The sequence below is a fragment of the Bacteroides faecichinchillae JCM 17102 genome, from assembly GCF_000614145.1.
GTDB lineage: Bacteria > Bacteroidota > Bacteroidia > Bacteroidales > Bacteroidaceae > Bacteroides > Bacteroides faecichinchillae.
On the sequence record NZ_BAKK01000003.1, the window covers coordinates 66,117 to 78,765 of the forward strand.

9 protein-coding genes and 2 pseudogenes are annotated in these 12,649 nt (G+C 37.4%); 9 read left to right on the plus strand and 2 right to left on the minus strand.

What is annotated here, in order from left to right; genetic code table 11:
• Positions 1-1,214: 1,214 nt before the first annotated feature.
• A pseudogene (locus JCM17102_RS25835) lies at positions 1,215-3,302 on the plus strand (BT4734/BF3469 family protein).
• A gap of 116 nt (positions 3,303-3,418) precedes the next feature.
• Here JCM17102_RS25835 and JCM17102_RS02235 read toward each other — a convergent pair.
• Complete coding sequence (locus JCM17102_RS02235) at positions 3,419-3,850, minus strand: DUF6078 family protein (RefSeq protein WP_025073806.1); 432 nt, start codon at positions 3,848-3,850, stop codon at positions 3,419-3,421.
• A gap of 247 nt (positions 3,851-4,097) precedes the next feature.
• Here JCM17102_RS02235 and JCM17102_RS02240 point away from each other — a divergent pair, with 247 nt between their 5' ends.
• The 4 genes from JCM17102_RS02240 (at position 4,098) to JCM17102_RS02260 (ending at position 7,979) form a co-directional block, all read left to right on the plus strand.
• Positions 4,098-5,033, plus strand: a complete 936-nt coding sequence (locus tag JCM17102_RS02240; protein WP_025073807.1) for a DUF5119 domain-containing protein — start codon at positions 4,098-4,100, stop codon at positions 5,031-5,033.
• A gap of 39 nt (positions 5,034-5,072) precedes the next feature.
• On the plus strand, positions 5,073-6,029 hold the full coding sequence (locus tag JCM17102_RS02245; RefSeq protein WP_025073808.1) for a fimbrillin family protein: 957 nt from the start codon (positions 5,073-5,075) through the stop codon (positions 6,027-6,029).
• A 76-nt stretch (positions 6,030-6,105) separates the two neighbouring features.
• Positions 6,106-6,999, plus strand: a complete 894-nt coding sequence (locus tag JCM17102_RS02250; RefSeq protein WP_025073809.1) for a fimbrillin family protein — start codon at positions 6,106-6,108, stop codon at positions 6,997-6,999.
• A 695-nt stretch (positions 7,000-7,694) separates the two neighbouring features.
• A complete protein-coding gene (locus tag JCM17102_RS02260; RefSeq protein WP_025073811.1) occupies positions 7,695-7,979 on the plus strand; it encodes a DUF202 domain-containing protein in 285 nt (94 codons plus the stop codon).
• Positions 7,980-8,010: 31 nt separating this feature from the next.
• Here the strand turns inward: JCM17102_RS02260 and JCM17102_RS02265 are convergent, their stop codons facing one another.
• Positions 8,011-9,021, minus strand: a complete 1,011-nt coding sequence (locus JCM17102_RS02265; RefSeq protein WP_025073812.1) for a beta-ketoacyl-ACP synthase III — start codon at positions 9,019-9,021, stop codon at positions 8,011-8,013.
• 431 nt (positions 9,022-9,452) lie between these two features.
• Between JCM17102_RS02265 and JCM17102_RS25845 the strand changes: the two are divergent.
• From JCM17102_RS25845 to JCM17102_RS02290, 4 genes and pseudogenes are all read left to right on the plus strand, one after another.
• Positions 9,453-10,487: pseudogene (locus tag JCM17102_RS25845) on the plus strand (alcohol dehydrogenase).
• A gap of 650 nt (positions 10,488-11,137) precedes the next feature.
• Complete coding sequence (locus JCM17102_RS02280) at positions 11,138-11,344, plus strand: helix-turn-helix transcriptional regulator (protein ID WP_025073813.1); 207 nt, start codon at positions 11,138-11,140, stop codon at positions 11,342-11,344.
• On the plus strand, positions 11,341-11,679 hold the full coding sequence (locus JCM17102_RS02285) for a HipA N-terminal domain-containing protein (RefSeq protein WP_025073814.1): 339 nt from the start codon (positions 11,341-11,343) through the stop codon (positions 11,677-11,679). Before JCM17102_RS02280 ends, JCM17102_RS02285 begins: the two co-directional genes overlap by 4 nt.
• Entirely contained in the window at positions 11,672-12,622 is a 951-nt protein-coding gene (locus JCM17102_RS02290; protein WP_025073815.1) for a HipA domain-containing protein, read from the plus strand. Before JCM17102_RS02285 ends, JCM17102_RS02290 begins: the two co-directional genes overlap by 8 nt.
• Positions 12,623-12,649: the final 27 nt, after the last annotated feature.

A 12,649-nucleotide genomic window follows, 5' to 3' on the forward strand; every position in this document is an offset into this window, starting at 1 on the left:
GGATGCAGCTTACCGGAGGGCAAAGATATAAAAAAACTTGATATACATAACAATATATGAAAATAATCAGGGCATCAGATATAAAAATCTGTTTCTCTTGGATGTTGAAAAGTGGAAAATATCCGTCACGCGTCACAAAATTTAATGTGATATATTGTATATCAGTGTAATTTATAAAAAAAGAGGATGCCCGGGGGGAAGGCACCCTCTCTGGGGAGAGAAACGGGAAAGTATTCTAAGTCTTATTTATAGTTATACTCTCCAATACAATTGATTGAAGAAGACTTTTTGCTATTATCTACTTATTTAAAATGACTTCAATTTATTTGATTCATTCATACACTCAGGTATCACTATCATCATAAAACTTTCCAAAGGCGTATCAAATACGTTCTTTTAGGATATCATTGGTAAGAGGATAAGGCGCACTATTGAAATAATCTACTAGATTATATATAGTTTATAGGCAGTATCAAATTTATTATATGATAAGTCATCTATTGATTTATATATAATAGGATTGACGTAATAGAAAGATGAGAATTTCTTAAAAATCTGCATACATAGTCTATTAGGGTTGCCGCATCATTTCCAAACCTCAATTCATTTTAACTTTCAACTACAAAAATAATACTATATTTTTGTTAAACAAATAATATTCTCTTTTTTCTTATTTTTCTATATAAATTTCTACGTTTTGGGTAAATGAATTTGTTTTTAAGTATGTATTTAAGTCATAGATATCCATACGTGTAGGGTTTGCTTGTTTACTGTTAATGAAATTATATGGATATGAACTAAAGTAGTCCTGGAGCTTACAACTATTATCTACAGTTTATTGTAAGGTAATAGAAGAAAAACTTTCTCTACTATATACGTAATGTCTTCCTATACAGTTCAAATCATTATATTATGTAGTTGAAATGGGTTTTATATACGGTGAAACTTTTAGTTCCATATACTGAAACCAATAGTTTCAAGTAGATGATACCTTTAGTTTCACATAGTAAAACTAATAGTTTCACCCTATGAAACCAATGGTTTCACTGTTATGAAACTGATTGAATAGTAGGTTGTTTTTTTCTTATGAATATAAGTTGGATAAATTCGTACATTATTTCTATGATTATATTGCCAAGTTGAAAAGTTATATCTACATTAGCTGGTTCAACGTCCAAAGACGCTACAAAAAACAACTAATTTATTTTGAATCAATGAAAATAACTCAACTTCGTAACAACGGAGACATTATAACACTTAGCGCGGTGGACTTCGAAACGCTGATAAATAAAGTAAAGACTGAAATAAAATCCCGTCCTGTTTCTACTTTTCGAGAATATCTAAGATATGCATTGCCCGGTGATCGCTGTGATTGTGCTGACAAACTTCCTAAGATCATTCCTGCTGCTGAGTTCAGGAAAGTGGGTGGCGTGAGACAAATGAAAGCTTACAACGGTATTGTAGAACTGACTGTCGGACCGTTATCCAACAAAGCCGAAGTAGCATTAGTGAAACAAAAGGCAAGTGAGCAACCTCAGACTCGTTGTGCTTTTATGGGATCAAGTGGAAAAACGGTTAAAATATGGACTACCTTCACTCGTCCGGACAATTCACTGCCAAAGACGCGGGAAGACGCGGAAATATTCCATGCTCATGCCTATTGGTTGGCTGTGAAATGCTATCAACCTCAGTTACCATTTGATATTTTGCCTAAAGAACCTACTTTGGAACAGTATTCACGTTTGTCTTATGATCCGGATATGATGGTTCGTCCCAACTCCGTACAATTCTATTTATCTCAACCGATGGCAATGCCAGACGAACTTACTTATCGTGAAGCTGTACAATCCGAAAAATCTCCATTGGCTCGGGCCATACCTGGTTTTGATTCGGAAGATGCATTTTCGATGCTATTTGAAGCTGCATTGGGAAAAGCATATGCTGATCTGGAGGAAGCGGACTGTGAACTGAATGCTGACGATTGGCAACCATTGACTGTTCAACTGGCAAGGAACTGTTTCTCTTCGGGGATTCTGGAAGAAGTGGTGAAACGTACTGTTTTTCATTTTTATAAACGCAGGGAGGAAGTGCTTATCCGGAAGATGATAAATAATATATATACGGAATCCAGAGGTTTCGGCAAGAAAGTCAGTTTGACTAAAGAACAAAGGCTGGCATTGCAGACTGAAGAATTTATGAAGCGCCGTTATGAGTTTCGCTTTAACACACAAATCGGGGAGGTGGAATATCGTGAGAGACATTCTTTTCATTTCCGCTTTAATCCTGTTAGTAAAAGTGCCTTGAATAGCATTGCTTTGGATGCACAGATGGAGGGGATTCCATTGTGGGACAGAGATATTAGTCGCTATATTTATTCCAATCGCATACCAGTATTTAATCCGTTGGAGGAATTTTTATATAGGCTTCCAAAATGGGATGGAGTAAATCGTATTCGTGTGTTAGCTAATACTGTTCCTTGTGCAAATCCACATTGGGCGGACTTGTTTCATCGGTGGTTTTTAAATATGGTAGCACATTGGCGTGGAATGGATAAGAAATATGCTAATAGTGTTTCACCTTTACTGGTAGGTGTATAGGGAACACGTAAATCTACCTTTTGCCGTAGTATCATGCCGCCTTCGGAACGTTCTTATTATACAGATAGTATCGATTTTTCACGAAAGAAGGACGCTGAACTTTACCTGAATCGCTTTGCGTTGATTAACATTGACGAGTTTGATCAGGTAAGTACTACTCAACAAGGTTTTTTGAAGCATATTTTGCAAAAGCCAGTGGTGAATGTGCGTAAGCCTTATGCAACCGCAGTTCATGAAATGCGCCGTTATGCTTCATTTATTGCTACCAGTAATCAGAAAGATCTCTTGACCGATCCTTCGGGGAGCCGCAGATTTATTTGTGTGGAAGTGACGGGAGTGATTGATACCAATCGTCCGATTGATTATGAGCAACTATATGCTCAGGCTATGTACGAGTTGGAGCATGGAGAGCGTTATTGGTTTGATCAGGCAGATGAGAAGATTATGATTGAAAATAACCGCGAGTTTGAGCAGGTTCCTCCCGAAGAACAACTTTTCTTCCGTTATTTTCGTGCAGCAGAACCGAAAGAAGAAGGAGAGTGGCTGGCTCCGGCAGAAATAATGGAGCATATTCAGAGAAATAGTGGAATCTCGATATCATTTAAGAGAGTGAATGTGTTTGGAAGGATATTGAGAAAACAAGAGATTCCTGCTAAACATACACGAAAAGGCGTTGTATATCATGTAGTTAAGTTTCTTGACTGATGTGATGGCACTGTGACGAAAAAGTTACCGTCACAGTGCCATCACACTTATTCGTCACCGGCTTACTGGCTTATTCTTAATTAGTTATCTTCTTTCATGTGACGGGTGATGGAAATTTACCAAATGTATTCTTCTGTGTAGCGATCAAAAGTTGGCTTATCAGCAATTCCTTTGTTATGGAATACTTGTTGGATGTACTTTTGATCATTAGGCGACAGATACCGTTCTTCCCTGTAGAACCGGTAGTAGCATGTTTTGCCAAAGTGCCAGATTAGATGTTTACGGATACTGACTGCATCTTCGTAAGGCAGTCTTTTCAATAATCGCTTGATTCCCCAAGCTACTTGAACTCTTTCGGCAGTGTGAAAGTATGGGCATTTGTTGGTGTCTTCCGGATAACAGACTGGACTTACAGCAGTGATGAAAGGAATGTTAGGCGTATCATTTTCTGTAATTAAATAACGCAGACATTTGGAAGCTTGTAAACATTGGGCGTTGAAACAACGGGCAAAGCTATAAGGAGCTGATTGGTTAGTTTCTTGTTTCATTTTATGTGAAATATTATTTTTTACAAAGGTAGGATTTTTAATTAAAAAGAGAAATATAATGGGGTATCTTTGTTGAAAGAAGTTTGAGTAAGATGGTAATAGTGAGAAATCTTGGCCTATATATGTAATTGCGGTATTTAATACGTTATTATAAATAAATATCTGATTTCGTTGTTTCAAAAGAAAATGGATAAATTATAAAACTATTCTTGAGTCCTTTTGTTCTCACGACAGATATAGTTGCAATATGGGATGGAAAAATAAGATAACAATAATATTGGCTGTCATCTTCCAGCTTTGTGTTGTAAGTTGCATCCGAGATAATGAGCTTTGTGATGAATGTGAGAAGAAAGAAACTGTTGATGTTGTAATCACTGGCTTACTCCCTGACTCCCTGGCTACATTTGAGGATCTGAATATGCGTACAGTAAGTCTGTTTTTTTATCCTTCCTTCGGAAAGTCTTCGTTCTCAGAGACTTTGCCCGGTGAAAATGGGAAGATTAGTTTGCCTTGCGACTTTTACTCTCTGTTAATCTATACATCGGATTTCTTTGAATTAGATGCCAATTATTACCGGGGTATGGAGTATCCTGAAACTGCGGAATCTTATGTACGTCAGCAGACTGAAAATGGGATAATCTATGTGGATGAACCGGACCCCTTGTTTAGTTCGTACGTTGAAAATTATAATCCAGAAGAGTCTTTCGAAAAACTGTCTGTCACTCTTCGTCCGCGAGTATTCACCTATCGGTTTAAAATTGCAGTGGAAGGGATACAATATTTGCAGTCGGCAACGGCAACGGTAACAGGGATGTACACATCTGCTTTTTTGATGGATGGGCACCATCGGGAAGATGAAGAAGGGGCCATGAATGTGGTATTAAAGAAAACAGAAGTGAATCCAGAAAAGAATGAAGGGTATTTATATGGAGAGTTTCGCTCATTTGGTCCTCATCAGCGGAAAGATGTAAAACATCACATATCAATAGCCTTAACTAATGATGAAACCAAAGTTGTGGAACTAGATGATCTTACCACTCCTATTAAGAGTTTAACGCGTGGTGGGGAGTTTGTTATTAAACAAAAGATTGTTATCAAAGACAATGGGGGCAGTGAACAAGGGAGTGATTTTAATCCTGGGGTAGTTGATTGGGAGGATATTGAAATTCCTGTTCCTGCTTGATGTATGAATTAATATAAAGAAAACTAAACTCCAGAAATTATGAAAAAGATTTTATTTTGGACTGCTATTGCAGCTTTCGCAACCATCAGTTGCACGGAAACGGATTCTCTTGATGAGTTAAGTAAGAATCCAATCTCATTTGATACTTCGGTTGGTAAATCTAACCGTGCTATTATTAATGGAACTGTATATCCTACTACGGAGATTTTCGGTGTCACCGCTTTTTATAAGACAACTACAGGTTCGTATGATTATACCGCTAATGGAAAGTATTTTGATAACTTACAGATTAGTAATGTAAGCGGTACTTGGAAAAATTCATCAGATCCATATTATTGGCCTCCTACAGGTAGCCTTAGATTTGCCGCTTACAGCCCTTACGGCTCGGCGACATATGCCTATGATGCAACAAATGGATCACAGTTTACAGGTTTTAGTCAGAATCTTTCAACTCCAATAGATTTAATGTATGCTGAGTCGGCTGTAGACTTGACTAGTGGTTCCGTTGCATTGACTTTTAAACATGCACTGACACAACTTTATTTTACTATAGCAACAGCGCAGAAAGGATTTACTTTCCAGATAAAAGAGTTGTCTCTTACTACCTTATATAATACAGGTAGTTTTAAAACGTTGAGCACACCTACATGGACAACATCGGGTACTACAGATCCAGTTTTCCCAGTTTATTCTGATGCAACTGGTATTGCTGTTAATGCTGCTACAAGTACTCCTTATGAGTTTACAAAACGATTGGCTGTTATACCACAGAGCGCCGCTGGAGTTAAGATTCACCTTAAGTTCGATTTGAAGATAGGTAATGCAGTGGTAGAAGCAGATCAAGTAAAAGATGTGGCATTAACCGGAACTTGGGCTCCTAATCAACGTGTAAAATATGCAATAACTATTTCACGTAACGGTTTGACCGAAATTACTTATACACCTACAGTTACTGATTGGGCAGCTGATACCAATACACCTGTGACCGCGAACTAAATGAAAATAATGGGTATTTTGCATTAAGTGGGTGATTGAAAAAAGATGTGTAATCGAATGGATAATTTAGACGATTATGAAAAAGAAGCTATTAGGGGTTGCCATAACAGCAACCCTTATCATAAGTTGTTCCAAGTCTGATTTTGAGGAAGAACAGCGGCAGACTCCTATCATTTTTACACCCTTGATAGAACAAAATACACGGACTATCATTAGTGGTACGACTTATCCTACTACAGAGAGTTTTAACGTCACTGCCTATTACAAACCATCAGGAGGCTTATATAATTTTGCAAATGCGGGAAAATACTTTGATAATATGCAAATAAGTTATGTTACTACTGGTAGTTTCTGGAAAAGTACGGGTGGGACTTATTATTGGCCGCCTCAAGGAGCATTGAAATTTATAGCTACCAGTCCATATGGTGCGGTAACTCCGAGCTATGATTCAACCAATGGCATTCAGTTTCCTAGCTTCCGGCAGAGCGCAACTCCTATAGATTTGATGTATGCCGAATCTGCTAATGACTTAACAAGTGGTTCTGTTGGACTAACATTTAAACATGCACTAACTCAGTTATATTTTACTATTAAGATACAAGCCGTATTAGGTCTTGCTTCATGTAAAATCAAGAAAATAGATGTGCTGAATGTTTGTAATGGAGGAAGTTTTAAGGCTTTACCAACGCCTACCTGGACTAAAACAGAAGATAGCAACTCTACTTTTAATGTTTATGATAACGCGACGGGAACCTTACTTGCTCCTTCAGATCCTGCATATGAGTTTTCAAATCGACTTTTGCTAATTCCCCAAAGTGTATCAGGTATAGTCATCCGTATTACTTATGATTATACGACGTTACTCGGTTTAGTAACTCTGGGTGCAACTAAAAACGTTACTTTAAGTGGAAATGCCTGGCAGCCTAATCAACGCATTAAATATGCCATCACTATTACACAGTTACTTTAATTTGTTACATATACTCCGAACGTAACAAACTGGAATGCTGAGACTGTTCAATGGTAATTGTTTTTCATCTGAAGAAAGTGTTTTGAATATTTCTATTTACTTAACCATAAGGCTTCTTTTTGTTATAACTCCATAATAATATATAGATCTTGTATTCCGTTATGCTCAATCGAATGATTTGCGTTCATGGTTACAGGTGATACCTAATTGTTATATTCATTTGGAGATTTTGATTTAGCTGGTGTGCCTATCTTCCTGACGGAATATTATTCATATCTAAGTGATCGTGCTGAGTTTTTTATTCCTGTGAATGTAGAAAAAAGAATAGAGAATAGCAATCGGTTGCTTTATAATATCCAATATGACCGCTATAAAAATAGGACTGTTGCTGACAAATGTTTAGAATTTATTGTTGAAATAATTTATTGTTATAAACGCGGCTATGAACAGAGAGAGTGTATAAGAAGAGATTAAAAATATTATTATTTCGGCCAAATGTAAAACTTATAATGGAAGACCATATAGGGTATGATAAGTTGACATTGGCCGATTTCTTGTTTAGAGTCGAAATAAGAAAATTTAGTTTCATTATTTAAGAAGAGTAGGGAGATTTTTGAATGTAGTTAAATTAGAAAACATTCTGCATAATTTAGTTGTTTCTAATAATAGAAGAACATGTATACTAATATAACACTATGTCAAAAACAACTGATAAATTTATGAATGACAAGGAGCTGATACTTCGTGATCATTTAGCACTCGAGAGGACTAGGCTTGCCAATGAAAGGACTTTGTTTGCATATATCCGTACTTCTCTTTATCTCCTTACCGCAGGAATTGGAATACTTCAAATTCAAAGTATTTCACGTTTGGATGGTCTTGCGTGGGTATGTGTTGTATCAGGTATTATATTATTTTTCTTTGGATTTGTTCGCTTTTGGCAGATGAGAAAACATTTAAAAGGGTACAGAGAGGAGTGATTATTGTTGGTTGTACACGTCTTTTCAGGAACTACTTTTCGTTCTCCTGTCCATCATATCCCCATTTTACATAAATAGCTCCCCAAGCAAAGCCTGCTCCGAAGGCAGTGAAAATCAGATTATCCCCTTTTTTGAGCTTGTTCTCAAAATCCCAGATACAGAGGGGAAGTGTTCCGGCGCTTGTGTTGCCGTAACGTTCGATATTAACCATGATTTTTTCAGATGGAACTTCCAAACGCTGGGTCACAGCACTGATAATCCGTTGGTTTGCTTGATGAGGAATAATCCAGTCAATGTCGTATTTACTCAAATGATTTCTTTCAATGATTGCTTCACAAGCATCAGACATATTAGCAACGGCATACTTGAAAACTGTACGTCCTTCCTGATAGATATAGTGCATACGGTTATCCAGTGTATAATGCGACGACTCACATACGGATCCTCCCGCTTTTATATGTAAAAAAGGTAAACCTTTTCCATCTGTCCTCAGTACAGAATCCATGATACCTAAATTTTCAGTAGTAGGTTCAAGCATAAAAGCAGCACCTCCGTCAGCGAAAATTGGACAAGTTGCTCGATCTGTATAGTCTATAATTGACGACATTTTATCAGCTCCTACTACGATCACTTTCTTATATTTTCCTGAGCGTATGAAATTTGCTCCAGTTTCTAAAGCGTAAAGGAATCCGCTACAAACAGCTTGCATATCAAAGGCAAAAGCATGTCTCAATTCTAATTTGTCGCACAAAATAGAGGCTGTTGAAGGTAAACGATAGTCGGGAGTGGTTGTAGCTACAATGACTAAATCAATATCATCCGGACGAGTTTGTGTACGTTGAAGTAATTGTTTTACTGCTTTACGTGCTATGTATGAAGTGCCAACTCCTTTGTCTTTCAGAATATGTCTTTCTTTTATACCAATGCGTCCCATGATCCATTCGTCAGTGGTATCTACCATTTTAGAGATTTCATCATTGGTTAAGATGTAATCGGGTACATATCCTCCGATTCCTGTGATTACGGCATTGATTGTCTGCATCGGTTTTATCGGTTTATTGATTTTTTGAACAAAGCTTATCGTATAGAAGAAAATGCGGGCGCTAATATACGGAAAAGAGGAGAATATACAATAGTAGGCTGATAAACCTGTTACTCTTTTATCAATGAAAAGGAAACTTTGACCAATTTTTAGCTATATAGTTGGTTGCGGTATTTGGATAGGTTCTATGTTGATATATAGAATAATAGGTATGTTCTTACTGTTAATTTATAGTATGATAGCTTTGTTATTGCGGAATAATTTCTTTCTGTATATGCAATGGGATGATTTTTCACAGAGTGTCTGGTTGTGATATCTGGAGAGTGATATGAAAGATCATTGTATCTACGTATAAATATACGTAGGAATGGAAATTTTTGTGTACGTTTGTAATTGTATAACATATTGGTTTAATAAACAAGGAAGATATTATGCTTGCATATACATACGTTGAACATGGAAAATTTGAATTACAGGAAAAAATAAAACCAGAGATACAGAACTCGCGGGATGCAATTGTACGTGTAACGCTTAGTAGTATCTGTACTAGCGACCTTCATATTAAGCATGGCAGTGTACCACGTGCGGTTCCGGGAATAACGGTTGGACATGAGATGGTAGGTGTTGTAGAAGAAGTAGGATCAGATGTCACTTTAGTAAGACCTGGAGATAGGGTGACAGTAAATGTCGAAACTTTTTGTGGAGAATGTTTTTTTGTAAAAGAGGTTACGTTAATAATTGTACAGATCCAAATGGTGGTTGGGCATTAGGATGCCGTATTGATGGTGGTCAGGCGGAATATGTCAGAGTCCCATATGTAGATCAGGGATTAAATCGTATTCCTAATATAGTTAGTGATGAACAGGCTTTATTTGTAGGCGATGTGCTTGCAACAGGATTTTGGGCAACTCGTATTTCGGAGATTTCAGAGAATGATACGGTTCTTATTATCGGTGCTGGTCCTACAGGGATTTGTACTTTGTTGTGTGTGATGTTGAAGAAACCATCTTGTATTATCATTTGTGAAAAGACACCTGAAAGAATTCGATTTGTTCGTGAACATTATCCTGATGTATTGGTCGTAGAACCGGAAAAATGCAAAGATGTTGTATTGAATAATAGTAATCATGGGGGAGCGGATGTTGTATTGGAGGTAGCTGGTAGTGAGGAAACTTTTCGCTTAGCATGGGAATGTGCTCGTCTTAATGCTGTTGTCACAATTGTGGCTCTTTATGATAAATCCCAACTTCTCCCTTTACCTGATGTATGGTAAAAACTTGATATTTAAAACAGGTGGGGTGGATGGTTGTGATTGTGCCGAAATTCTTACTCTAATAGAGAAAGGCAATATAAATACGACTCCTCTTATTACACATAGGTTTCCATTGAGCGAAATTGAGGCAGCTTACCATATGTTTGAAAATAAGTTGGATGGTGTTATGAAAGTGGCTATAATAGATAAATAAGAAATAAATAATGGATTTTAAAAAGTATAACATTGTTTGGATATATTTATTGTTGGTCTGTGATATTGGTAGGCTGTGATAAAGCTAGTCTAAAACGGGGATGAGAGATGACTCTTTTTTTTATTTCCCGATGCAGCATATTTACATCACTGATTATCAGTGACTATTCATTTTAATCGGTACAACCTCTGTTTTTACAAGTACACAGAATGTAGGGACAAATACAAACCGTTGTATTTCATGGTTTTGCATATACGTGTTGTACCACTTTCTTTCAGCCCTTTTGAGGAATATCCGTTATCAGATACAACGTATTGAACGATAGGGAATTTCCGCATGGATGTTACAGAACGCTTGTTGAATACAAAAGTAGTGTTTTTCTTGGAATTTCTGCGGTTTGCGGTGGGATTTTTATTAGTCTGGTGCAATGAAATATTTGATTCGTTGGAAAAAGTGTAGTGAAACTGGATTATTCGCTTGAAAAAGTGTAGAGCAGTGCTTGTGTACTTTAATTTGTGGTTTTGAATCTTACTATATTATACCTTATCTGATATAATAATGCTGATAATAAAATAAATTATACCCTTTGTGGTATAATGTGAGATATTTATATTAACTTTGTACCCGAAAAGGTATAAAGTAGGATGCTTATGAATAATCTCTCTACTACGGTCAAGATGTTGCGAAAGCAGTATAACCTGACGCAAGAAGAACTTTCGTTGAAGTCGGGGGTAGGATTGCGCTTTGTGCGAGACCTCGAACAGGGAAAGGAAACGCTGCGTCTTGATAAGGTGAATCAGCTTCTTGACTTCTTCAATTATGAAATGGTTGCAACTTCTAAAACAGATAATCAATGAGGCAAGCTCATATATTTTACAAAGACCAATTGGCGGGGATTCTGACTGAAAACGATGCAGGATATGAGTTCCGTTATTTGCCGGAATATCTCTCTTCGGAAACGGCAAAGGCTGTCAGTCTGACATTGCCTTTACAGGAAGCGATTTATACAAGTTCTGTACTATTCCCGTTTTTCGATGGTTTGATTCCTGAAGGATGGCTGTTGGATGTTGCATTGCGGAATACAGACATCAGTATTCTTGACCGAATGTCGTTGCTCATGACCTGTTGTAAAGATTGTATCGGAGCGGTAAGTGTTGTTCCTGTGGATGAAAAGGAGGTGAGCCATGTGTAATTGTCTGTATTGTTATCGTCCTCTCCTAAAGGGGGAAAAGGATATGCACACGGCTTGTATAAAGAAGTTCTTTGGGACAACAACATTGCCTGTCCTTGATTATACGACAGAGCAATTAGATCAGCTTGCACTGCAGATTATTCAAGACCAAACCTCTTTGACTGGTGTCCAGCCTAAATTGTCCTTGCATCTGAATGAACATGAGGGCAGCAAACGATTGACCATTGTTGGACTGTGGGGAGGTTATATCTGTAAACCACAGACCTCGCAATATGAAATGATGCCGGAGGTAGAGGATTTGACCATGCACCTTGCGGAGGTTGCACGTATAGAGGTGGTTCCTCACACGTTGATGAGAATGGCAGATGATTCGCTGTGCTATCTTACTCGCCGAATTGACAGGACTCCTGCCGGAGAGAAGATTGCGATGGAAGATATGTGCCAATTGACGGAAAGGCAAACGGAGCATAAATACAAGAGCAGCTATGAGCGTATCGGCAAGGCTGTTTTGAAGTATTCGTCTTTGCCTAAAATGGATGTTACCAATTTCTTTGAGCTGGTACTTTTTTCTTGGCTGACAGGAAATAACGATATGCACTTGAAAAATTTCTCTTTGTATGAAGCAGCGGATAAGATACGTTTGACTCCTGCTTACGATTTGCTGAATGCAGCTATTATCAATCCAAAGGATGATGAAGAACTGGCATTGACCTTGAACGGGCGTAAGAAAAAGCTTCAAAGGGAAGATTTTATCAAATCAGCAGTCACTTTGGATATAGAGAATGTGATTGTAGAACGACTGATAAATAAGTATATCAAGCTATTGCCTAAGTTTGAGGCAGTCATTCAAAGTTCTTTTCTTAGTGCTGAATTAAAGGAAAAGTATGGCGAATTGTTGAAGGAACGAGTTGAGAGGCTTTCCACAAATGCTACAAAACGATAAATATACAATATTATGGATACATTAGGT

Bases quoted from the DNA above. Each gene is read 5' to 3' on its own strand.
- JCM17102_RS02290 (WP_025073815.1), top strand. From the start codon at position 11,672: ATGTGTAATTGTCTGTATTGTTATCGTCCTCTCCTAAAGGGGGAAAAG.
- JCM17102_RS02235 (WP_025073806.1), bottom strand. From the start codon at position 3,850: ATGAAACAAGAAACTAACCAATCAGCTCCTTATAGCTTTGCCCGTTGT.
- JCM17102_RS02260 (WP_025073811.1), top strand. From the start codon at position 7,695: ATGTCAAAAACAACTGATAAATTTATGAATGACAAGGAGCTGATACTT.
- JCM17102_RS02250 (WP_025073809.1), top strand. From the start codon at position 6,106: ATGAAAAAGAAGCTATTAGGGGTTGCCATAACAGCAACCCTTATCATA.
- JCM17102_RS02285 (WP_025073814.1), top strand. From the start codon at position 11,341: ATGAGGCAAGCTCATATATTTTACAAAGACCAATTGGCGGGGATTCTG.
- JCM17102_RS02280 (WP_025073813.1), top strand. From the start codon at position 11,138: ATGAATAATCTCTCTACTACGGTCAAGATGTTGCGAAAGCAGTATAAC.
- JCM17102_RS02245 (WP_025073808.1), top strand. From the start codon at position 5,073: ATGAAAAAGATTTTATTTTGGACTGCTATTGCAGCTTTCGCAACCATC.
- JCM17102_RS02240 (WP_025073807.1), top strand. From the start codon at position 4,098: ATGGGATGGAAAAATAAGATAACAATAATATTGGCTGTCATCTTCCAG.
- JCM17102_RS02265 (WP_025073812.1), bottom strand. From the start codon at position 9,021: ATGCAGACAATCAATGCCGTAATCACAGGAATCGGAGGATATGTACCC.